Source organism: Paenibacillus sp. PK3_47 (genome assembly GCF_023520895.1).
Classification (GTDB): Bacteria; Bacillota; Bacilli; order Paenibacillales; family Paenibacillaceae; genus Paenibacillus_AQ.
The window spans coordinates 5,472,399-5,495,479 of sequence record NZ_CP026029.1; the positions used below are offsets into that span (position 1 = coordinate 5,472,399).

16 protein-coding genes are annotated in these 23,081 nt (G+C 51.4%); 8 read left to right on the forward strand and 8 right to left on the reverse strand.

Features of this window, described 5'->3' with window-relative positions; genetic code table 11:
- Positions 1-91: 91 nt before the first annotated feature.
- The 3 genes from C2I18_RS23765 to C2I18_RS23775 are packed head-to-tail and all read right to left on the reverse strand — an operon-like array spanning position 92 to position 6,618.
- On the reverse strand, positions 92-1,054 hold the full coding sequence (locus C2I18_RS23765; RefSeq protein ID WP_249898191.1) for a metallophosphoesterase family protein: 963 nt from the start codon (positions 1,052-1,054) through the stop codon (positions 92-94).
- 27 nt (positions 1,055-1,081) lie between these two features.
- On the reverse strand, positions 1,082-3,241 hold the full coding sequence (gene bglX, locus C2I18_RS23770; protein ID WP_249898192.1) for a beta-glucosidase BglX: 2,160 nt from the start codon (positions 3,239-3,241) through the stop codon (positions 1,082-1,084).
- 29 nt (positions 3,242-3,270) lie between these two features.
- The gene (locus tag C2I18_RS23775; RefSeq protein WP_249898193.1) at positions 3,271-6,618 is read right to left on the reverse strand and encodes a GH36-type glycosyl hydrolase domain-containing protein; all 3,348 of its coding nucleotides are present in this window, start codon (positions 6,616-6,618) and stop codon (positions 3,271-3,273) included.
- 366 nt (positions 6,619-6,984) lie between these two features.
- Between C2I18_RS23775 and C2I18_RS23780 the strand changes: the two genes are divergently transcribed.
- The 6 genes from C2I18_RS23780 (at position 6,985) to C2I18_RS23805 (ending at position 14,268) form a co-directional block, all read left to right on the forward strand.
- Positions 6,985-7,920: an ABC transporter permease gene (locus C2I18_RS23780; RefSeq protein WP_249898194.1), complete on the forward strand. Its 936-nt coding sequence runs from the start codon at positions 6,985-6,987 to the stop codon at positions 7,918-7,920.
- 27 nt (positions 7,921-7,947) lie between these two features.
- Positions 7,948-8,844: a carbohydrate ABC transporter permease gene (locus tag C2I18_RS23785; RefSeq protein ID WP_249898195.1), complete on the forward strand. Its 897-nt coding sequence runs from the start codon at positions 7,948-7,950 to the stop codon at positions 8,842-8,844.
- 72 nt (positions 8,845-8,916) lie between these two features.
- Positions 8,917-10,491 carry a DUF3502 domain-containing protein gene (locus C2I18_RS23790; RefSeq protein WP_249898196.1) on the forward strand — a complete coding sequence of 525 codons (1,575 nt, stop codon included), beginning with the start codon at positions 8,917-8,919 and terminating at the stop codon, positions 10,489-10,491.
- A 66-nt stretch (positions 10,492-10,557) separates the two neighbouring features.
- Positions 10,558-11,580: a LacI family DNA-binding transcriptional regulator gene (locus C2I18_RS23795; RefSeq protein WP_249898197.1), complete on the forward strand. Its 1,023-nt coding sequence runs from the start codon at positions 10,558-10,560 to the stop codon at positions 11,578-11,580.
- 152 nt (positions 11,581-11,732) lie between these two features.
- On the forward strand, positions 11,733-13,754 hold the full coding sequence (locus tag C2I18_RS23800) for a Na+/H+ antiporter (protein ID WP_249898198.1): 2,022 nt from the start codon (positions 11,733-11,735) through the stop codon (positions 13,752-13,754).
- Position 13,755: 1 nt separating this feature from the next.
- Entirely contained in the window at positions 13,756-14,268 is a 513-nt protein-coding gene (locus C2I18_RS23805; protein ID WP_249898199.1) for a GNAT family N-acetyltransferase, read from the forward strand.
- 328 nt (positions 14,269-14,596) lie between these two features.
- Here C2I18_RS23805 and C2I18_RS23810 read toward each other — a convergent pair whose 3' ends face one another.
- The 3 genes from C2I18_RS23810 to C2I18_RS23820 form a co-directional block, all read right to left on the reverse strand.
- Positions 14,597-15,019 (reverse strand): threonine/serine exporter family protein, encoded by a 423-nt coding sequence (locus tag C2I18_RS23810; protein ID WP_249898200.1) that lies wholly within the window; start codon positions 15,017-15,019, stop codon positions 14,597-14,599.
- A 49-nt stretch (positions 15,020-15,068) separates the two neighbouring features.
- Positions 15,069-15,836: a threonine/serine exporter family protein gene (locus C2I18_RS23815; RefSeq protein WP_249898201.1), complete on the reverse strand. Its 768-nt coding sequence runs from the start codon at positions 15,834-15,836 to the stop codon at positions 15,069-15,071.
- Positions 15,837-15,992: 156 nt separating this feature from the next.
- Positions 15,993-16,574, reverse strand: a complete 582-nt coding sequence (locus tag C2I18_RS23820; RefSeq protein ID WP_249898202.1) for a YitT family protein — start codon at positions 16,572-16,574, stop codon at positions 15,993-15,995.
- Positions 16,575-16,776: 202 nt separating this feature from the next.
- Between C2I18_RS23820 and C2I18_RS23825 the strand changes: the two genes are divergently transcribed.
- A complete protein-coding gene (locus C2I18_RS23825) occupies positions 16,777-16,986 on the forward strand; it encodes a hypothetical protein (RefSeq protein ID WP_249898203.1) in 210 nt (69 codons plus the stop codon).
- A 472-nt stretch (positions 16,987-17,458) separates the two neighbouring features.
- On the opposite strand, the gene C2I18_RS23830 is transcribed toward C2I18_RS23825, so the two are convergent.
- Positions 17,459-18,331, reverse strand: a complete 873-nt coding sequence (locus C2I18_RS23830) for a helix-turn-helix transcriptional regulator (protein ID WP_249898204.1) — start codon at positions 18,329-18,331, stop codon at positions 17,459-17,461.
- Between the two features lie 171 nt (positions 18,332-18,502).
- Between C2I18_RS23830 and C2I18_RS23835 the strand changes: the two genes are divergently transcribed.
- On the forward strand, positions 18,503-20,464 hold the full coding sequence (locus C2I18_RS23835; protein WP_249898205.1) for a glycoside hydrolase family 127 protein: 1,962 nt from the start codon (positions 18,503-18,505) through the stop codon (positions 20,462-20,464).
- A gap of 136 nt (positions 20,465-20,600) precedes the next feature.
- Here C2I18_RS23835 and C2I18_RS23840 read toward each other — a convergent pair whose 3' ends face one another.
- Entirely contained in the window at positions 20,601-23,036 is a 2,436-nt protein-coding gene (locus C2I18_RS23840) for a glycoside hydrolase family 94 protein (protein ID WP_249898206.1), read from the reverse strand.
- Positions 23,037-23,081 lie beyond the last annotated feature (45 nt).

The window sequence follows — 23,081 nt, forward strand, 5'->3', positions numbered from 1 at the left end:
ATGGAACAGCAGCATTATATGTGCAAATAAGAACAGGAGGCGAAGCCGGATGAATCCGGAACCGCCTCCTGTTTGTCTGCTGCGGATGGTATTAATGTTCGGGTGCATTAATATCCGGTTCATGTACCGGCTGCTGCATTACCGATCCGTCCTCAAGGCGGAGCCAGGTATCAAATTCCCTTCTGCCCAGAGTCAGTTTGATTACGCGTGCACCGCGCATAAAGCCTTCTTTTCCATAAGTATTGAAGCCTGTAGCCCGCCCGTAAGACAATCTTATCCCGTGCAGGCTGCCGGTGAAATCATTGACATGATCATGCCCGCAAAAGGTGCCGGCCACATCGCCCATCTCAAGCAGCGCTGTAAATAATCCGGAATTCACATGCGGTGAGCATACCCGCTCGTATTTATGCCCGTAACAGGTCTGTGTGTTCCACATCTCCAGATATTCGGGAACCGGAATATGAAAGAATGCCAGTGCAGGCAGTCTGGGGTTCCTGTTCCGCGGATTCAGCCGCTCCGATTCACCCGCCAGCCAGTTGATCTGATTCCGCCGGACCCAGTTATAGCCCGGAATTTGTTCATGTTCGGAATAGGCGCCGGAATCCAGAAAATAGAGCAGGGCTGCAGAGCCGCCGCCGGGACCTCCGATCTCAAGCGTGTAATTGCCTGAACCGGAAAGCTCCTCAGGGCCGGCTGCGGCCAGGCATTGTGGATGCTCCAGGGCAATCTTCATGAGCTCTTCCCGGGAAATCCGGTTTTCGGTGTCGTGATTGCCAAATACAAAGGCCCAGGGAATACCGGATTTCTCTGCTGCGTCTACGGCCCCGCGGAAAGCGGCGGCAGGATCTTCGCAATCTTTTTCGCCTGGTGACACGGGGCCGGTATAAATCAGATCGCCTGTGAACACGACAAGATCCGGCTGCTCTGCCTCCAAAATACGCTCCATCAGTTCCCGGGTACGCTGGTCTTCAGCCCTTCCGTCCATCCAGTGCAGGTCGGTAAATTGGACCATCGTAAAGGTTCCGTCCTCCCGGAAGGCTAATTTTTCACTCATACGCTAACTCCTCTCTTAAGCGGCAGATCAGCCGATCCACACGCGCTGTGTGAAGTGGTCGCCGGAGTTCCGTCCGATCATAATATCAAACTCTCCGGGCTCAAACACGTACTGGTTGTCCCTGCCGTAGAACATCAGCATATCTCGTGTAACGGTAAAAGAGACCTGCCGCTTCTCATGTGCAGCCAGGGATACCTGGAGGAAACCCTTCAGTTCTTTGACCGGACGCACGACACTTGCGCTGACATCACGGATATAGAGCTGTACGGTTTCTTTGCCGGCGATGTCTGAAGTGTTCTCCACGACTACGGACGCGATGGTGTCTCCGGTATTTTCCACGCTGAAGCTGCTGTATTCAAAGCTGGAATAGCTCAGGCCATAGCCGAAGCAGAACAACGGATCATTGGGGCAATCCAGGTAACGGCTCACATAGCGGATCTGCGGATATCCGGGATCAAAAGGCCGTCCTGTCTGATAAGCATTATAATACACCGGAATTTGTCCCACACTATACGGAAAGCTCATCGATAGTCGCCCGGATGGATTGTAATCCCCGAACAGCACATCTGCCAGGGCATTCCCCGATTCGCTCCCCAGGAACCAGGCTTGTACAAGGGCATCGCTGGCTTCCAGAACAGGCTTCAGCTCCAGCGGACGTCCGCTGAATACGATGGTGACTACACGTTTACCGGTTTCCTTCAGACGCAGGATCAGTTTCTCCTGATTAGTGGACAGACGCAGGCCGGATTTGCTGGCACCTTCTCCGGTATCATGCTGGTTCTCCCCGACAGCAGCGAGAATAACATCACAATCCTTCAGCCGGTTATAAGCGTCCTCGGTTTCATCTTCAACATCAAATACGCCCTCAAGCATGCTTCCCAGCTCACCGGTCATAGCAGTAAGAACATCTGCAGCTGAAGTTTTCCGGACAATTCCCTCATAAAGGGAGACCGCGGAATCCTTCACTGTACCAGACCAGCCTCCGAGCACCTGAACAGAGGTGGCGAAGGGGCCGGCCAGTCCGATCTTCATGCCGCGCTGCAGAGGTAATGCAGCCTGATCATTCTTCAGCAGCACTACTGAGCTTGCCGCAAGCACACGGGCGGCCCGGCGGTGCTCCGGATCCGGGCCGGCAGCCTCGTCGGCTTCGGGATCAGCATCCTTGAACGGATTCTCGAACAAACCGAGTGCGTCCTTAAGCTCCAGCACCCGGATGACCGCTTCATCAATCAAAGTGCTGTCCAGCTTGCCTTCTTCTACCAGGGCTGCGGCATGATTAATATAGTGGGTGGACATCATCTCCATATCCAGGCCCGCAGTCAGGCTTTTTTCAGCTGCTTCGCTGCCGTCCTGTGCGGCACCGTGGGGAACCAGCTCATTGACAGAATTGAAGTCAGCGATGGTTACGCCGTCAAAGCCCCATTCTTCCCGCAGAATGCCGCGGAGCAGCTGTTCATTTCCGGAAGCCGGGATACGGTCTACCGTATTGAACGAAGCCATCACCATGGCTGCACCGGCATCTATGGCTGCTTTGTAGGCTGGCAGATAATATTCGCGGAACACACCGGAAGACATGTCTACCGTGTTATATTCGCGGCCGCCTTCCGGGGCGCCATATGCGGCAAAATGCTTCACGCAGGCTGCAATCCGCCCCTTGTCTTTGAGGTCCATTCCCTGATAGCCGCGGACCATCCGTTCGGCCATCCGGGCATTCAGATAGGGATCTTCTCCGGTTGTTTCCATAACCCGTCCCCAGCGCGGGTCACGGACGAGGTCGGTCATCGGCGAGAACGTGACATGAATACCGGCAGCAGCGGCTTCTCTGGCGGAAATTTCAGCAAAACGTTCACAGGCTTCCAGGTCAAAGCTGCAGCCCATAGCGAGCGGAATCGGCAGAATGGTCCGGTAGCCGTGAATCACATCCGCCATGAACAGCAGGGGGACAGGCAGGCGGCTGGAAGCCAGATGGCGGGTCTGCAGCTCAATCACATTTTTGGCGCCAACGCCGTTCAGCACACTGCCGATGCTGTTCATGACATGGGGCTGAATGTTCAGCTCCTTGAAAGGTCCGGTCAGATCCACGGTATCATCCAGCCCCCAGTAGTGGGGGCCGAGCTGGGTTAATTGAGCCAGCTTTTCCTCAAGCGTCATCTCATTTACCAGCTGTTGAATAAACGGTTTGGTCATTGCTAACTCCTTCTTCCCGAATGTACAGGTTATTGTGTGATATGGATGTGCAGCTCACTGTCGGTGAGTGACAGCAGAGTATTTTTGTCTACACATGCAGCACCATGACGATAAGGATTGGAGCGGCTTGTGGCGGTAACCGCTTTTCCGTCCCCATACAGTTCAGGTGTCCGGGAAGCGCCCGGGCTGATGTGATATACAAAGGTGAATGTGCGTCCGAAGCATTGGTAGGTAAAGCGCAGGCCGTCCAGGCTGGCCGGCAGTACCGGATCGATAATCAGCTCCCCGGGAGTAAAGCGGATGCCCAGGATGCCGGAGATAAGCTGATTCAGGTAAATTCCGGGGCCGCTGGAATAAAGCCGCCATCCGCCTTTAACCTCTACGCTTCCAGTGCGCAGCTGCCCGAAGTTCTCATCATAGCTGTACCGGTCGGGAAATTCCCCGTCTGAGCTGCTGAAATACATATTGCTCTGCCGGAGCTTTGCATTGGGAACGCTGTCCCGGATAAGGACCGGGTTAATCTGGAACAAGCCTTCCCAGGCCCGGTCCGCTTCCCCCAGCTTGGCTGCCGCTTCGAGATAGCGGATGTGGGCATGGACATACTGCAGGCTGATCTCACGTCCGACATTGGCGGCCTGCTCGGCACGGCGGAAGACCGTGCTTACACCGCCCGCATAACGGGCAGGCCGGTCCATAAGACGTACGCCGTCCGGACAGGCCAGATGCTCATCGATCAGGCGGAGATTGATTGCAGCCTGAGCAGGGCTGACCAGCTCCGCAATAATACTGCGTGTCATAGGCAGCAGGCGGTAACGGATTCCGGTCCCGTTGTCCCGGGGATGAAGCATATATTCCAGTGTTTCTGCGTCTTTGAACAGTGCAAAGCCGGCAATAACATCATCCTTGATCAGCAGGCTGTGGAAGGAATTTTTCATCCCCTCGGCCATATCGGCCAGGCTGGCCGAGAATTCAGGATCAAAGTCCGTAACCTGCGACAGATTACGTATGACCTGGAACGCCAAAGCTACTGTCCAGGCGCTGACGAGCTCTGTTTTCAATGCTTCATTGGCAGGCTGCAGCGTATCATCCCAGTCACCGCCATCATAGGAGAGAAGGCAGGTGCCGTTAAGGAAGCGCTTACGGATCGTTTCCACAGCAGCCTTCACATGCTCCAGCAGTGACTCGGATTGCGGGGCCGGCATTGCATTATCCAGGTGGCGGTATCCAATCTGTTCATGAAAGACAGACTGATCGCCTGTAGCCATCACATAGTCGCCGATGCATTTCAGCGGCCAGAACACTACATCGCCATGCCATTCATGGGAATGAACCGGATGGCGGTCGAACATGAACCACTGCGGCCATTCCCGGGTCTCCCAGAGCTGGTGGGCGAACACCTCCAGCAGCACGTTTCTGGCCAATTCATAATGCTGGGTCATCAGGAAGTATTCCATCGGCCCCTGACAGACATCACGGGTGCCCCAAGCGGCTCCGCCAGGCTGTTCAAGCCCGTGCGGCACAATAAAATGGGTCATGGCATTATGGGTGTACCACCATGCGGTTTCATTCAAGGCCTCAATCCGCTTCTGCTCACTTCCTTCAATTTGCAGCTTGAACCGGGAACTGAAGTTTTCATAGAATGTGCCGTATTTAGCGGTTTCCTCTTCAAAGCGGTAAGGCAGGACCCTGCTGCTTTCTCCGGAAGTAAGCCTGCCCTGCATAACCAGCTGAAAGCCGGCGGACTGCTCCACCGTTATTGTAAGCAAAGTTCCGTTGCGCGGTTGACCATCCTCATAGAAAATCCGGTCGTCACTAAACATGTAAGCGGTACCAGGTAATTGAATGTTGTAATGAAGGCCAGGGTAAGGATGGCTTTGCTGCACACTCTCCTCCGGAAGGATCTGCAGTATTCCGTCTGCCTGATTTACCTGCACAGACTGAACAAATTCATGTTCTCCCATCACCAGCTGGTTAGTCAGCAGGAAATCGTAGGACCTGCCGGACCCGGATTGTACCTGAAGGGCTATATCCGACTGGTGAGCTGCGGTAAAGCTGGTAACTGTAAGCGTATCGCCATTCAGTTTATAATGCCATCTGGCAAAGTTAACGCCCATTTCATAGGCCGCAGGCAGCGTTAAAATGCGGTAAACTCCTTCAACGCGGATATAAATGCGCTGACCTGTATTCTTGAGAATATTCAGCAGGCCGCGCGGCGTGGAGAGCAGCTTGTGGAAAGAGGTGTTGCCCGTTACAGTCTGGCCGTTAAAGATACCGTACATATAATTTGTAGATGAAATCAGGTTGTTATCGATCTTTTTATCATCCAGCAGGGTGGTGATAATATGCCCGTGCGGACGTTCCACCAGCAGCTCCTTGGACTGCAGGACGACATGGACGTGATCCGGCGTGAAAAAGGATAAGAGCTGACCGTCCTCATATTCCTCCAGCCTGCGCTCGGGATACATCGCATCGATCTCTTCCCGGGACCATTGCTCTGAGACATAAGGCTGGCCGAATCCGGGGTGGAGCGCAACAGCTTCACCTTCCTGGAGCGGTGCAAGGGAGTTCCAGTCTATAGCGGTATAAGCATTCCGGATCTCGGAGCCGTACTCCAGCGAGGTTACTGCATCAGGGTGGGTCTCACGGAAGAGGCCGTAGAAGGCAAATTCACGCGGTTCATTCAAAGACATCTGTTCAGTCTGCAGCCCTGTGTAGGATAATTCGAACTGATAATTCCGGCTTGGCAGTCCGCTGTGCAGCACTTGCGGTACATTCTCAGCCTTGTAGGACAAGCCGAAGAACTGCATGCCGTCAGTGGAATAGGCAACCGCCCGGGTATTCAGTACACCCTGCTGTAAATAGGGGAAAGCTGAGCCCTGCGGCTGGTTCTGGCGGGAGCATACTGCAAAGCCGTTAGGCCCTTCCCAAATGCTGTGGTCCAGATACTGGCTCATATACAGCTCATTGGACAGCACGCCGCCTTTGTCCGCAACGCCGATGTCCTGCCCGTAAATGATATCTACCGTTTCTCCATTTCCGGAGAGCAGGATGTGCCAGAACCAGATTCCGTCAGCAGCCGGAACAAAAGTTACACGGTAATCAATCTCCTGAGCGGAGCCTTCAAAAACGAGCTTATCCTGGTTGTAAGATAGTCTGGAACGGGAACGTATGCCGAGCAGGGGGTAGCTGTTGATCCCCCCAGCCGTATGCACACGGAGATAAATGTTGTTGGCCGACCCGTCTACCGGGTTGCCCTGATATTGGTTAATAAGGGTGTGTGCATGCATGAATTCGAAGATATCACCTGTAGGCAGGAAGCTGTAGCGCGAATCTCCCCGGCTGAAGCCGATCAGATGGCTGTGTTGTGTGAAAATCATAATAACCCTCGCTTTCCAGTGCTTGGTTATGACATGTTAATGGAATGAAGGGGAGTTCATCACAGGATGTCATAAAGAAGGGTAACCTGCTTCACGAAAAATACAATAGAAACGTTTCCATACTGAATACACCTAGATCTTAGTCCCAACCTAAAAAGTTGTCAATAATGTTCAAAAAAATAGTTATTTTTGTACAAACGAACAATAATGTGTTAGATAAGTACTTGAAAAATTTTTAGGAATTCTGATTGACAGCGCATACATTTTGGGAGTATATTCTTCGCGAGGGGAGTTTGGTGAAAACAATGGAAACGTTTCTATACTGTCATTTCCGCTTTATGAATGTTCAAACTGGAGGTGGGCTCATTGGCAAGTTTTAAGCGTGCAGGCGGGAATTTGATCCGGGAAGTTGTAAAAAACAGAGTCCTTTTTCTGATGCTGCTGCCTGTCATTCTGTATTTCGCGATTTTTCATTACGCGGTAATGCCGGGGGCATACGTCGCATTCGTAGACTACAATCTGAATAAGGGGATCTTTGGCAGTGATTTTATCGGCCTGAAGAATTTTGAATTCCTTGTCCAGAACGGTGATCTCTGGAATATTACCAAGAATACACTGCTCTACAACCTGGTCTTCCTAGCCCTAGGAAATATCATTCAGATTGTATTTGCCATTATGCTGGCGGAAATATCAGGCAGATGGTTCAAGAAGATTTCACAGTCCGTCATTCTCCTGCCTAACTTCATTTCCATGGTAATCGTTGGCGTGTTTGCCTACAATATTTTCAATTTCAACTCCGGTTTTATCAATACGATATTCGCCGGCGCCGGTCTGGAGCGTTATGAATTCTATTCCGATCCCGGGATCTGGAAATATATCATTGTAGCCTTCAAGATCTGGGCCGGTACCGGCTATGGCATGATTGTCTATCTCGCAGCGATCACAGGGATTAATCATGATTTATATGAAGCCGCTTACATGGACGGCGCGACGACCTGGCAGCGGATCCGCTACATGACGCTTCCGATCCTGAAGCCGACCTTTATCCTGCTGCTGCTGTTCGGAATGGGCGGAATCCTCAAAGGCTCCTTCGACCTGTTCTATAATCTCATCGGCACCAACTCGGTACTGTATCCGCAGACAGATATCATTGATACGTATGTATTCCGTTCCCTGGTCGGACAATTTAACTTCTCCATGGGGGCGGCAGTAGGCTTCTATCAATCCTTGTTCGGCCTGATCCTGGTGCTGGTAGTTAACTTTATCGTCCGCAAAGTTGAACCGGACAGCGCCTTGTTCTAAGTTCAGATATGTAAAGGGGTGATTATAGTGGCAAAGACAACCATCAAGCAGGACTCCGGCAGTATCTTCATTAAACTGATCAGTTACATCTCCATTACCATTTTTGCGCTGTTCTGCTTATTTCCCTTTGCCTTAATGATTTCTTCCTCGTTCATGAACGAGCAGGAAATTGTCCGGGAGGGATACAAGCTGCTGCCGAATGAGCTCTCTTTTAAAGCATACGAAATGCTTCTTAGCAACTCTACACAGCTGATCAACGCTTACCAGGTTACGATTTTTATCACTGTAGTAGGTACGGTGCTCGGGCTGTTCATGATGTCGATGGCCGGGTTCGTGCTCAACCGCAAGGACTTCAAATACCGCAACTTTTTTTCTTTCCTGATCTACTTCACGACACTGTTCAGCGGCGGTCTGATCCCCACCTATATTCTGATGGTCAAGCATCTTCACTTGAAAGACAGCCTGTTCGCCATGATTCTCCCCGGGGTGGTCGGTGCCTGGTCGATCTTCCTGATGCGCAACTTCATGAAGGCGATTCCTGACTCCCTGTATGAATCCGCAACTATCGACGGGGCAGGCGATTTCCGGATCTATTGGCGGATATTTATTCCGCTGGCGGTCCCGTCCCTGGCGACAATCGGACTGTTCTCGGCCCTCGGCTTCTGGAATGAGTGGTACAACGGAATGCTCTATATTGATACGCCGGAAAAATATCCGCTCCAGTACTTTTTGCAGCGAATGGTCAACCAGACGAACCTTGGGGCGTTAATCAACTCGGGGGCAGTGATCAATACGGCTGACCTGCCGACCCAATCCATCAAGATGGCTACAGCTGTTCTGGCTACCGGTCCGATCATTCTGCTCTATCCGTTTGTACAGCGCTACTTTGTATCTGGCCTCACCATCGGGGCAGTAAAAGGTTAATGGATGCTTTATACAGGGCATTTATTATAGATCATATTTTCTAAAACAGAAGAGAAAAGGGAGGCTTACCTAATGAAAGGTAAAAAAATTGCGTCTTCTTTAATTGCTGTACTCATGCTTGGCGGATTGCTGAGTGCCTGTTCTTCGGGCAATAATGCATCCAATAATGAACCTGCTAATAGCGGGGCTGCGGAAACTTCCTCTAACGCGGGTGGAGTGGATACTTCTAAAGAAGCTAAGCTGGTATACTATCTTTGGGGCAGCGAAGGGGTTACCAATAAGGATATTATTGCCGAGATTAACAAAAAGCTTAAGGCTGACCTCAACACTACGATTGAAGTAAAGTACATCGACTGGCCGGATACGGCTACCAAATACCCGCTGCTGTTCGCTTCCGGTGAAAAGTTCGATATGTCTCATGCCTCACCGGGAGCGCCGGTATCTTATTTTACCCTGGCCAGCGAAGGTGCTCTGGTGGATATTACGGAAATGCTCGACAAGGTTGCTCCTACATTAAAGGCGGAGATCCCGGAAAGTGCCTGGCAGAATACCAAATATAAAGGCAAGATCTACGGAGTTCCGAGTTTATACAGTGAATATACGCCTGCCGGCTATGCCTACCGTTCGGACTTGCTGGAGAAATACGGCATGGACAAAATCGATTCTATCGATGACATGGTAAAATATATGGATAATGTCGTCGCCAATGAGTCCTTCCCGCCAATCAACGGCAAGGCTGAGGATGCGCAGAATATGTACAGAATGCTAGTAGATACTACGGATATGTGGCTGAATGCGCCTGGCATATCGTCCGTGGAACTTAATCTCGTTACCAAAAGTCCGGAGGATTATAAAACAGTCTTCCATCCGGCATTCACCCAGGAATTTGAAGATTGGGCTGTGAAGATGCGGGAATGGGCGGACAAGGGCTATTGGGCAAAAGATGTTTTATCCGCATCGCTTGGCGGTAAAGAAAACTTTAGAGCGGCGAATTCCGCAGGTTATCTCACCCATGCCCAGGACTGGATCGGCCAGTATGGCGCGGATATGAAGGCCCAGCCTGAATCTGATCCTTACTTCTTTACTTTTGCTGAAGCCAATAAAAAGATCAAACGCAAGATGGGTGTGGACAACTCGACGGTTATCAGCACAAATTCGGCCAATCCGGAACGGGCTCTGATGGTGATCGAGAAGTTCATGACTGATGAAAGCTACTATAACCTGATCCAGTACGGAATTGAAGGCAAGCACTACGTGATCGAAGACGGAACCCTGAAAAAACCGGAAGGATTCAATGAACAAACCGATGGCGGCGGTTTCTCGGCCTGGTCCCTGCGCAATGACAAGTTTGTCATTCCTACCGAATCCGAAAACCCGGTCCGCAACTCCCTGTATGCTGAATGGGATAAGGTAGCCATCGATGATCCGTACAACGGCTTCAGCTTCGATCCGTCGAATGTGACCACAGAGATTGCTGCCATTTCCAACGTCAATTCACAGCTGGGCATCCAGCTGATGCTGGGCAAAACCAGCAAAGATCCGAAAGAAGCTGTCGCAGATTACCGTGAGCAGCTGAAAAAAGCAGGAGTCGACAAGGTCATTGCCGAAGTAGAAAAACAATTGGCTGATTTCGTTCCTGTCAATTAAAAGAAGGTAAAAGGTGTGGGGGAGCTGTCGGTGCATAGCTCCTTTACCCCTAAATGGAGGAATATAGTGGACGTAAATATCAAGGATATCGCGCGGATTTCCGGTGTCGGCATCTCAACGGTTTCCAGGGTGATTAACAATAAGGGATTGGTGAGCAAGGCCACACGGGAGAAGGTTCTGAGTGTTGTCAAGGAATACAATTATATTCCCAATTCCAATGCGCGGAATTTGAAAACTACGGAATCCAAAAATATCGCCCTCATGGTCAAGGGAATTACCAATCCCTTCTTCTCCACTATGATCAAAGAAATTGAACGCCAGGTCAATTTGCGCGGCTATCCTTTTCTGATCCAGCAGGTAGAAGACGGGACAGATGAGATTAACGCTGCCATTCAGCTGGTGAAAGAGAAGAATCTGTGCGGGGTCATCTTTATGGGCGGAACCTATAATCATTCCGAGGAGAAGTTCAGGCAGCTGACGGTGCCCTTTGTGCTGACAACAATCACCTCTACGCAGGAGGTGGACCCGGGGATCTTTTCCAGCGTGATCATCAATGAATGGAAGGAGGCCTATAAGGCCACCAATTACCTGATCTCACTGGGGCATACAAATATCGGATTTCTGGCCAAGTCGCCATTGTTGGATGAAACAACGGGTAACCGCAGGTTTTTGGGCTACAAGCAGGCTCTCACCGAACATGGTCTGTCTTATGATGCCGGCCTTGTCGGAGACTGCGAATATAGTCCGAGCTCGGGATTTGATGCGGCGCGCAGGCTGCTTAACAAGAATAAAGGGATGACGGCCATTTTTGCCGCCTCGGATACGATTGCCATCGGTGCGGCCAAAGCCATGCTGACCGCCGGGCTCTCCATCCCTGATGATATCTCGATCCTTGGATTTGACGGTATCGAAATGGCGGAGTATTATCATCCTTCTCTGGATACAATCAGCCAGCCGGGGACAGAAATGGCCTTATCCAGTGTGAATGTCCTGTTCGACCTCATTTCCGGACGCTCAGGCCATCAGCATCTGGTCTATGATGCCGTACTGCTCAAAAGAGGCTCCTGCAAAATGATCAAAGCCCATTAGAAGCCGAAGAGGACATCCGGTGTTTTAGTAAAAGCTATGAGAAGCAAGAAGCAGAGGCCGCTCTGCTTCTTTTTTGTACTTCAAAATTCGGGTATACTATTCTGAAATAACAGTGTCCTTTTTTGACAATAACATACGGGGGATGATCAAGCGTGGAGACTTTTCTGGCCGTGCTGCTAATGCTTGCTCTTATTGCGGCTTCCAATATCGTGAACCGGTTTATCCCGTTTGTTCCGATTCCCCTGATCCAGATTGGATTGGGAATTATTGCTGCGCTTGTACCGACGGGAATACATATGGAGTTTGAGCCTGAGCTGTTTTTTATTCTGTTTATTGCCCCGCTGCTGTACAATGACGGGAGGCGGACACCCCGGGATGAATTATGGAACCTCAGGGCACCTATCCTGCTGCTGGCCCTGGGTCTTGTCTTTGTAACCGTATTTGCCGCCGGATATGCCATTCACTGGATGATTCCGTCCATTCCGCTGGCGGCAGCCTTCGCACTTGCGGCGATTCTCTCGCCGACAGATGCTGTTGCCGTCAGCTCGCTGGCCGGAAGAGTCCATCTGCCCAAGAGCATCCACCGCATTCTGGAAGGCGAGTCCCTGATGAATGACGCTTCCGGGCTGGTTGCTTTTAAATTTGCAATTGCAGCGATGGTTACCGGCGTATTCTCACTGCCCAAGGCGACGCTCAGCTTCATTATGATTGCGGCCGGCGGACTGCTGCTGGGAGCGGCGCTGTCCTTCCTGCTGATCCGGCTGAGTATATTTATCCGCAGGTTCGGCATGGAGGATGTCACGATGCATGTCCTGCTGCAGATCCTTACACCGTTTATTATTTATCTGGTCAGCGAGGAGATGGGCGTGTCGGGAATCCTGGCCGTTGTAGCCGGAGGGATCGTCTATGCGATCGAGAAGGACCGTGCTGCATCTCCGCAGTATAAGCTGCAGCTTGTATCGGCCAGTACCTGGTCGGTGCTGCTGTTTATCCTGAACGGGATGGTGTTCCTGATTCTCGGCGTATCGGTTCCGGATGTGGCCAGGGTCATCATCGTGGATGAATCCATGAATAATTTTATGGTGGCAGCTTATGTACTGGCGATCACGCTGCTGCTGCTTGTGCTGCGGTTTCTCTGGGTATATGCCTATTCCTTGTTCGAAAGCCGCAGGCTCAGGACAGACAAGGCGCCGCTGAAGGCGCAGCTGATCACCTCAATTTCCGGTGTGCGCGGAGCCGTAACGCTGGCCGGGGCTTTCTCGATCCCGCTGGTTCTGGGAGACGGCTCCCCATTTCCCGAACGCGACCTGATCATTGCCCTCGCCGCCGGGGTTATTCTGGTGTGGCTGGTCCTGGCCAGTATATTCCTGCCTATATTGGCAGGGAAGGAGGAGATTGCTGCTGAAGCCCCGGATTCGAAGAGCACGGAGCTGGCTGCAAGGTCAGTTGTGATTGATGCCGGAATGGCGATGCTGCGCAGCCTGGCTGCAGAGAATCCGGGTTCTTCAACCCAGCCGGCACTGCTGGAGTTTACCGATAAGATCGACAGGCTTTGTGCTCCCAAGACAGAGAACGATATCGCTGCCGAGAAGTTCCGCAAGCTGGGGGTTCAAGCACGCCTGGACGGTCTGGAGGCAGAGCGGGCAGCACTCCGGCAGATGGTGGAAGCAGGGAGCATTGCCACTCCGGTTGCCGCCCGGATGGAGCAAATTCTGGATCATACAGAATCACTGCTCTGCCGCCGGCTGGATACGCAGATTAAATTTTCGTTTACGGAAATCCAGCGCCTGTTCTCTGGGCTGTTTTCCGGCCGCCTGGATGGGGAAGAAGGCCGGAAGGCCGTCCAGAATGCCGAGAGCGCACGCCAGGCCAAAATCGCGATGTGCCAGGCGGCAGTGTCCGCGGTCAGCGGGGGAATCAGTGATGAGAACCGTGCGGCTGCGCAGCGGGTGATTGACAAGTATGAGCGGCTGGAGTCGCGGCTTGCGCAGGGCGAAGGCTGGAGCAAGGATGGTATTATTGATGATGAGAAGCTGGAGCTGAAGCTCAAGGCGATTCAGGAGCAGCGGGATACCGTGCAGCAAATGTATCAGGAGGGCGCAATTAACCTCAAGATTGCCGGCAGGCTGCGGCGGTTTGTCGATCAGCTGGAAACATCGATTTGGGAGGATTAACATGGGCAAAGCTGAAGCAACCGGATTGTCTTTCACAGAGATCGGGGAAGAGCATCTGGAAGATGTGCTGGATATCTACAATTATTATGTAATGAATACGACCGTATCTTTTCATACGGAGCCGCAGACTTTACAGGAGATGCGCCAGGCAGTATTGAACGGGGATCACCGCTTTAAATCTTATGCCATCGTGCAGGACGGCAGCATGCGGGGCTATGTGCTTATTGCCAGACACAAGAACAAGCAGGCGTATGACACATCCGGCGAGATCAGTATTTATCTGCGGCCGGGCCAAGGCGGACGGGGTCTTGGCGGGGAGGCGCTCAGCTTCATAGAGGAACAGGCCGCGGAACTGGGCTTTCTCGTGCTGGTCGCTACCGTCTGTGCAGATAATGAGCCAAGCCGGCGGCTGTTCCTGAAGCACGGGTATGAGCAGAGTGCCCTGTTCAGGGAGATCGGGTACAAGTTCGGCAGGTGGCTGGATATTGTCAGTTATCAGAAGATTGTGGGATGACTTTGTTCCTAGCTTATATTGCGACTGACAGCAACTTTAGGTGCGGATACTCTTTAGATGTATTTCATACAACTAAAGACATCTATTTTTATACAGGAAGGGTTTTAGTTGCAGTTTCTGCAATTAAAAACCCCCTTTAACCGCAAAAGGAGCCTTTACGTCATTTTTAATTGCACAGAATACAGTTAAGTTTCTGAATCCGGTTTTTGGTCGTCTTTTAGCTGCAGGAAATACAATTATTTGCTGTTCATGCCTTAGAACTGGTGATGAAAAAGCCCGTCCACCTCACAAGGATTAGATCCCTGCAGGCGGATGGGCTTTTTGCGGTTTATCTGGCCTTGCGGCGGAGCATCTGCCCGAGCACTTCACTGAGCACGAGACCGGTGGCGATGGCTCCCGAGAGAAGCAGAGCCTGCACCGCATACTGGATGGCCTGATTGTTGTCATTTTCCACGAAATTGCGCATGGCATCATAAGCCAGTCCTCCCGGGACCATGGGGATGATTCCCCCGACGCTGAAGATGATGACCGGCATTTTATAGTAGCGGGCAAAAAATTGGCTGATGACACCGACTACCACTGTAGCGGCAAAAGTGGCAATTACCGTATCCAGCTCTTTCTCAAGCTGCAGATACAGGATCCAGCCGACCATCCCGGCAAAGCCGCACTGCAGCAGCGCACGTTTCGGTGCATTGAACAGGATACAGAATGTGGCTGCGGCAATAAAGCTGGTTATTAGCTGCAAAATCATGAACGGTTACCTCTTTCACATGGGTGTTCAACCTGCGGAATCTTCGATTCTAAAAAAGTGACAGCACAAGCCCTATGCCTGTCCCAATCGCAAAAGCGGTCAGAAACGCATCGGCTCCCTTGGACAGTCCTGATACCAGGTGCCCGGCCATCAGATCACGGACCGCATTCGTAATAAGAAGTCCCGGAACAAGCGGCATAACGGAGCCGATGATGATCTTGTCCATTTCCTGGCCGATCCCGAATTTGACGGAGAAGAAGGTGATCAGGCCAATCAGGAACGAAGCGGAGAATTCTGCAAAAAACCTCACCTGTACAAGCCTGTGCAGGTAGATGACAGCGGCGTAGCCGAGTCCTGATACCAGAAGAGCCGGAAGGGCATCCCAGAGGCTGCCTTTGAACATCACGGTGAAGCAGGCGCCGGTGAGGGCCGCGGCAGCGATCTGCACCCATATAGGATAAGCATGGGCCGAATCATCCACTGCGCCGAGACGTTCGCGGGCTTCGGCTGCGCTCAGCTGGCGTTCACTGAGCCGGCGCGAGATGTCGTTGACCTCGGAGACCTTCTGCAGGTCGGTGGTCCGCTCAGCGATCCGGAACAGCTTGACCGGCTCCGTCCGGCTCGTTGTGAACATAATGATTGTTGGCGTCACGTAGCTGTGCGCTCCCGGGAATCCGAGTGCCGCCGCCATGCGCGTCATCGTATCTTCCACCCTGTAGGTTTCCGCGCCGCTCTGCAGCATAATTTTTCCGGCCAGCAGGCAGAGATCGATAATGTCATGCGCGGAAGTATTGATGTTATTGCTTGTGCTATCCAACTTCTTTCGATCCTCCCCTGGAATGTTATCTATTTCTGATTGTCGCCGTAATTTCTGAAAATATCAAGCTTTATTCATTTATTTTATTTTTGAAATAAATGTCTGGGCGGTGTTCAGCTGCAGAGTCTATTTTACAGGCCGCTAAGGAGAGAACAGTTATTTTTCAAGGGTGCACAGACCGGTTGCCACACCGCCGGCGAAGATGGTCAGGATGGAATGAAAGAAGGTTTCCTTGGAGATCAGCACCCCGCCAGCCCCGATGATCAGAATATCGGACAGGAAAATGATGGCGCCAATGTTAAGCGGGACATACCGGTGAATAAATTTGGCAAGCAGATCGGTGCCTCCGGTGCTGGCTTTGAACCTCAGCATCAGCCCGACCCCCGTTCCCATCAGAAAGCCGCCGAGAATGGCGCTGGAGATTGAACCAACCTCGATATAGTATAAAAAGTAGAACTGGAGCGGACCCAGCAGTTCAATCAGAAATGATGAAATCAGCAGGCCCAGCACACTGTTATAGAATATGTCCCGCTCCTTCACCCAGGCCAGCAGGAAAACAGGAAGACTGCACAAAACAATGGCCAGTCCGATTTTGGCGCCGGAGAGATAATTCATAATGAGGGCGATGCCGATAATCCCCCCGTCGAGGATTTTATAGGGAACTAGGAAAAAGTTAGCAGCAGCAGCGATCAGCAGACTTCCAAGAACAATAACGGTAAACCTTGGGATCGGGCGCATAGTCAACATCTCCATTTTAAGCATAAAGGCATGTCTTAATAAGTATGCATGGAGTTGGGAAAAAATAGCTGTTCTGCAAAGCTCATATTCCCCGCCATTGATGATCTTATGAAATAGTACTTGCGGGAGAAGATATAAGCAGATATATTAATAGTAATATTTACGATTAAAATAAAAATGTAGTAAAGTGAGTGAAGAACGGATGGATTTTACATACAAGATTCTGGAAAGTGATATTGATCTGCTGGCAGCTGCGCTGTCGGAGGTGAAGGTAGCAGTTGCTGTAAAAGACATGGAGGAGGATGTGCTGGAGAGCGGAGGACGGATTATTGAGTATACACCCAACTCGGTACGTATCCGCGGGCTGTCCTACTGCCGGAGAATGTATGAATTTCGGGCCCTTTCCAGATAAGCTGGCGTTGTGATGCGATGAGCAGGAAGGATAGAGGAAAATCAGGTCAATGAGCTTAAGAAACCGGGAGCATTATCTGAGCTGCAGGTGCGTTGAAGGCCGGTTTAATGTCCGTATTCTAGAAAAATGTTTCGTGGAGCGTGCCGAGCTCAGCCGTGGATTGTGTTCAGATCAGCCATGGAGCGTGACCAGATCAGCCATGGAGTGTGACCCTATCAGCCAAAGTGGAAATTCTCCAGCTAATTCTAAGGAAACTGGCGCTATTACAATAGTAGTGGGAAAAACTCCACCTAAAAAGTACTCAATAAGCCTCCAAAGGCTTTTCTCATGCCGATTAGCGGGAGATTTTCCAACTAAAACTCATATTTGATGAAAAAGGAAGGGATTAGGTGGAGGTTTTCCAACTAAGCCCTAACTCGGCGTTCAGCTTTTTCCTTATTATAGTGTTAACCGGCTAATGCCTAAACCAGACTTACCGTGAATACCGCTTCCGGTAGCGCAGGGGGGATATACCGACCTTGCTCGCAAACCGGCGCGAAAAATAAGCGGTGCTCTCAAAGCCCGTGCGGTCCGCGATAGCAGCAATAGGAATTTCCGTCTTCAGCAGCAGAAGCTTGGCCTGCTCCAGCCGGTAATCTGTCAGGTACTCCATCGGCGTCAGCCCGTATACGCGCTTCATGCAGCGTGTCAGATAATTGTAGTGGAAATGGAGCGCCTCTGCGAGAACTGTGTTTGTGAGGGCTTCAGTGTAATGATTACGGATGTATGCCTCCGTCTGCTCGGCAATTTCGGCAGCATGGCTCCCTGAGGCGTCCTGCTGGGCAAGATCCATCATCCGCAGCATTTCTTCAAAAATCCGCTGCTGCTGCCAGACGGCGCTGGATCTCCGGTCGCGGGTGAACTGCAGGAGCTGGGCTGCCTGGCCGCTTGGCTCAGCCGGTCCCGGAAGCGGGCCGAACTGCGGCACACGGATCGTATAGGGATAAGTAAGGAACTGCTGAAAATGGGTATCACGGCCTGCGTACACAGGTTCACCTTCAGCCTCCAGCCATTCTGCAACTGTGTGAAAATGAATCCATACGAAAGAGGTTGTCTCCTCGCACGGCTTGACGCTGTAATGATAACGGTCCGGGAGCAGCAGCAGCGTATGACCTGCAGGAACCTCCCACTGCTTGTGGTCTTCTCCAAGATAAAGGCAGCCCTGCTCCACAAGAATCAGGTCGAATTTTCCCATCCGGCTGCGGTTCGGATGCTGCTCTCCGGGCTGATATACTGTATGTCCGCATTCCAGGAAGTAGGGAAAGGGCGGGGCTGCAAAATGAATATAAGAAGGGCTAAAGCTCATAAAGTGCTCCTTTCAGATAGGTACAGTTCCCTGATGTATAATCTAAAGTTGTCTAAGAGATAGCGTGTGAAATAGTACAAAAACAGGGTTGTGTATGATCCTGTTTTTTATTTATTTTAACGTCTATAATGGCAAATAGCGAGAACGATTACATGCAGAGGAGAATGATCGATGAGCAAAGCGGCAGAGACTGTGTACAAGGACAACAAGCAGACCGTCAAAATTCAGGATGAATTCTGGGGACGTTATATCCGGCTGGTACAGGATACCGTCATTCCGTATCAATATGAAGCGCTGCATGACCGGGTGCCGGAAGCAGAGCCCAGCCATGCCATTGCCAACTTTGAAATCGCTGCCGGCAGAAAAAGCGGAGAATTCAAAGGGTGGGTGTTCCAGGATAGTGATGTCGCCAAGTGGCTGGAGGCGGTAGGATATTCTTTAAGCATCAAGCCTGATCCTGAGCTGGAACGGCGGGCTGATGAAATTATTGATCTTGTGGGGGAGGCGCAGCTGGAGGACGGCTATCTCAATACGTATTTTATTATCAACGGCCTGGACAAACGGTGGACGAACCTGCAGGATTGCCACGAGCTGTACTGCGCAGGGCATTTCATAGAAGCGGCTGTGGCTTATTATGAAGCTACCGGCAAAGACAAGCTTCTGAACATTATGCGCCGTAACATTGATCATATCGATTCTGTATTCGGGCCTGAGGAAGGCAAAATTAAAGGCTACGACGGCCATCAGGAAATTGAACTGGCGCTGGTGAAGCTGTACCGGCTGACAGGTGAAGAGAAATTTCTGCGTCTGGCAAGCTTCTTTATTGATGAAAGAGGACAGGAGCCGAATTTTCTCCGCCAGGAGTGGGAGCAGCGGGGACGCGTCACCCATTGGTCGGGCAAAACGGACAGAATGGATCCTGCGTACAACCAGGCCCATCTTCCGGTGCGCGAACAAAGTGTAGCCGTAGGACATTCCGTGCGTGCTGTCTATATGTATACGGCAATGGCCGATCTGGCTGCGATTACCGGAGATGAGGCACTGCGCGAAGCCTGCAAAAGACTATGGAGCAATATGACGGAGAAACAGATGTATGTTACCGGAGGGATCGGCTCTACGCATCACGGCGAAGCATTCACCTTCGACTATGATCTGCCTAACGATACGGTGTATGCGGAGACTTGTGCTTCTATCGGCCTTATTTTCTTCGCGAAGCGGATGCTGGAGATGATTCCGGATGCGGGTTATGCGGACATTATGGAGCGGGCGCTCTACAACAACGTACTCGGTTCCATGGCGCAGGACGGCAAGCATTATTTCTATGTCAATCCGCTGGAAGTATGGCCGCAGGCCTGCAGCTGTGATCCGGGCAAACATCATGTCAAGTCAGAGCGCCAGGGCTGGTTCGGCTGTGCCTGCTGTCCGCCGAATGTAGCCCGTCTGCTGACTTCGCTGAACCAGTACATTTACACCGTTCACGGGGATACGCTGTACACAAATCTCTATATCGGCAGTGAGCTGAATGTGAAGCTTGGCGGTACCGAAGTTGCTGTCAGCCAGCAGAGCAGCTACCCGTGGGAGGGAAAGGTGTCATTGCAGCTTGATCCAGCAGCTTCCGGGGAATTCGGTCTTGCTCTGCGGGTGCCTTCCTGGAGCGAGGGGATCGAAATTAAGATTAACGGAGAAGTGCTGGAATCCGCTGAACGTCAGCAGGGGTACGTGATTATCCGCAGAGTGTGGAATGCGGGTGATGTTATTGAAGCCGAAATTCCGATGGAAGCACACCGCGTTTATGCCCATCCTTTATTGCGTGCAGATGCCCAAAAGACAGCCATTCAGCGCGGACCGCTGGTCTATTGCCTGGAGTCTGCCGATAACGGGGAACCCTTAAGCTCCGTTACACTGGATGAAACAGCAGCCTTCAGTGAGACCTTCGATGAGTCCCTGCTTGGTGGTGCAGTTGTGGTAGAAAGCAAAGGCTTCCGTGTGGATCAGCAGGGCTGGAACGGAGGCCTGTACAATAGAGTAAAGGCGCCGGTAAATGAGGTCAAGATTAAGGCCGTTCCTTATTATCTGTGGGGTAACCGCGGCAGCGGCGAGATGCGGGTATGGATTGCTGAAGGCAAGGCGTAAGCCAAAGAATTACTAATAGTTAATAGTTTTTAAAAAAACAACCCGGAGTTCACCGCTGATACGCGGAGAATCCGGGTTGTTTTTTATAGATACCGGAAAGATATTGTTTTATCCCTTCCTAATACCGTGAATCTGATTAGCCAAGCTCTACAACCACTTGGTGAACAGCGCCGTCACCTACAGGTGTAATGATGTTACCTTCAACAGCAGCGCCGTCGAGTGTCAGGCTGGCAACGCCTTTGGACACGTGGTTCGGGTTCTTGATCGTGATCACATAAGTATCTCCACGGAAGACGCGGGTGATTTCGAAACCGTCCCACTCGGCAGGGATACAAGGATCTACCTTCAGGCCGGCAAAATCAGCTTGAATACCAAGAATGGATTGGGTAATGGCTACATAGTTCCATGCAGCTGTACCTGTCAGCCAGGAGTTTTTCGCTTCCCCGTGGCGCACAGCGTCTTTACCGGCAATCATTTGCGAGTACACATAAGGCTCCATGCGGTGCACTTCACTGATATCTTCCAGGTAAGCCGGAGCAATCTTCTTGTAGATTTCGAAAGCTCTGTCGCCGTGGCCCAGTACAGTTTCAGCGATCATGATCCATGGGTTATTGTGGCAGAAAATACCGGCATTTTCTTTGTAGCCCGGAGGATACGTGGAAATTTCACCCAGGTTCAGATAGTACTTGGAGTACGCAGGTTGCTGCAGCACGATACCATAGTCCGTATCCAGATGTTCCTGAACGGAAGTCAGCGCCTTGGCAGCTTGACCGTTCTCTACACCGATACCGGCCATAACGCAGATCCCTTGCGGTTCGATGAAGATTTTACCTTCTTCGTTCTCTTTGCTGCCGATCTTGTCGCCATAGTGATCGTAAGCACGCAGGAACCAGTCTCCGTCGAAACCGTGAGTCAGCGTGATTTCACGCATGTTCTCGATTTTGGCTTCAGCGTCTACAGCTACATCGTCAAGACCGCGCATGCGGCAGATTTCAGCATAGTCCGGTCCTACGAAGACGAACAGACCAGCGATAAAGACGGATTCAGCTACACGGCCTTCGATGTTCGCAGTAGTCTGGAACGATTCACCCGGCTCGGTGGAGAAGCAGTTCAGGTTGAGGCAGTCATTCCAGTCCGCACGGCCAATCAGCGGCAGGCCGTGAGGTCCGAGGTTGTTGGTCACATGCTCGAAGGAAACCTTCAAGTGCTCGAACAGGGTAGCAGTGTTATCAGGATTGCTGTCGAACGGAACCTGCTCATCCAGGATGGAAGTATCTCCGGTTTCTTTGATGTACGCAGCGGTTCCAAGGATCAGCCAGAGCGGATCATCGTTGAAGCCTGTACCGACTTCGTTGTTGCCTTTTTTGGTAAGCGGCTGGTACTGGTGATACGCGCTGCCGTCTTCGAACTGGGTAGCGGCGATATCAAGGATACGCTCTCTGGCACGCTCAGGAATTTGGTGTACAAAGCCGAGCAAGTCCTGGTTGGAATCGCGGAAGCCCATGCCGCGGCCGATTCCGGATTCGAAGTAAGAAGCGGAACGGGACATGTTGAAGGTAACCATACATTGATACGGATTCCAGATGTTGACCATCCGGTTCAGCTTGTCGTCGCCGCTCTGGATTTGGTATTTGGACAGCAGGTTATCCCAGTGTGCAGCCAGAACAGCCAGTGCTGCGTCCACTTGCTCGTCTGTAGCGAACTGCTCGATGACAGCCTGTGCCGGCTTTTTGTTGATGACATTCAGGGATTCCCATTTCTCTTCTTCCGGATTCTCGATATAGCCGAGAACGAAGATGAAGCTTTGCTCTTCGCCAGGTTCCAGCGTAATGTTCAGGGCATGGGATCCGATTGGGGACCAGCCGCTGGCTACGGAGTTGCTTGCTTCACCGGAAGCCACTACCTGCGGGTTGTCCAGACCGTTGTACATACCCACGAAGGATTCACGGTCGGTATCGAAGCCGTCAAGCGGTTTGTTTACAGAATAGAAAGCATAGTGGTTTCTGCGCTCGCGGTATTCGGTTTTGTGATAGATTACGGAGTCCTTGACTTCAACTTCACCGATGCTCAGGTTGCGCTGGAAGTTGGTCATATCGTCTTGAGCGTTCCACAGACAGAACTCGGCAAAAGAGAACAGCTTAACGGTTTTCTTCACATCACCGGTGTTCTTTACGACAAGGCGGTGAACTTCGGCGTTGTGGCCCATAGGAACAAAAGCCAATTGGTTAACGGAAATTCCGTTGCGTTCGCCGGTAATGGAAGTATAGCCAAGACCGTGGCGGCATTCGTAGAAGTCGAGGTCACGTTTTACCGGCATCCAGCCCGGAGTCCAGAAATCACCGTCATCATACAGATAGTAATAGCGGCCGCCTGTGTCCAGCGGAATATTGTTATACCGGTAACGGGTAAGTCTTCTCATGCGTGCATCACGGTAGAAGGTATAACCGCCGGCAGTATTGGAGATAAGTCCGAAAAATTGCTCGTTACCAAGGTAGTTGATCCATGGATAAGGTGTTTTTGGAGTATTGATTACATACTCTTTGCGGATGTCGTCAAAGGTTCCGAATTTCATGAGAGAAAAGTCTCCTTTCGAATGTGAACGCGCGTTTACAATGGT

Bases quoted from the DNA above. Each gene is read 5' to 3' on its own strand.
- C2I18_RS23830 (WP_249898204.1), bottom strand. From the start codon at position 18,331: ATGAGCTTTAGCCCTTCTTATATTCATTTTGCAGCCCCGCCCTTTCCC.
- bglX (WP_249898192.1), bottom strand. From the start codon at position 3,241: ATGACCAAACCGTTTATTCAACAGCTGGTAAATGAGATGACGCTTGAG.
- C2I18_RS23765 (WP_249898191.1), bottom strand. From the start codon at position 1,054: ATGAGTGAAAAATTAGCCTTCCGGGAGGACGGAACCTTTACGATGGTC.
- C2I18_RS23790 (WP_249898196.1), top strand. From the start codon at position 8,917: ATGAAAGGTAAAAAAATTGCGTCTTCTTTAATTGCTGTACTCATGCTT.
- C2I18_RS23835 (WP_249898205.1), top strand. From the start codon at position 18,503: ATGAGCAAAGCGGCAGAGACTGTGTACAAGGACAACAAGCAGACCGTC.
- C2I18_RS23810 (WP_249898200.1), bottom strand. From the start codon at position 15,019: ATGATTTTGCAGCTAATAACCAGCTTTATTGCCGCAGCCACATTCTGT.
- C2I18_RS23825 (WP_249898203.1), top strand. From the start codon at position 16,777: ATGGATTTTACATACAAGATTCTGGAAAGTGATATTGATCTGCTGGCA.
- C2I18_RS23805 (WP_249898199.1), top strand. From the start codon at position 13,756: ATGGGCAAAGCTGAAGCAACCGGATTGTCTTTCACAGAGATCGGGGAA.
- C2I18_RS23840 (WP_249898206.1), bottom strand. From the start codon at position 23,036: ATGAAATTCGGAACCTTTGACGACATCCGCAAAGAGTATGTAATCAAT.
- C2I18_RS23775 (WP_249898193.1), bottom strand. From the start codon at position 6,618: ATGATTTTCACACAACACAGCCATCTGATCGGCTTCAGCCGGGGAGAT.
- C2I18_RS23820 (WP_249898202.1), bottom strand. From the start codon at position 16,574: ATGCGCCCGATCCCAAGGTTTACCGTTATTGTTCTTGGAAGTCTGCTG.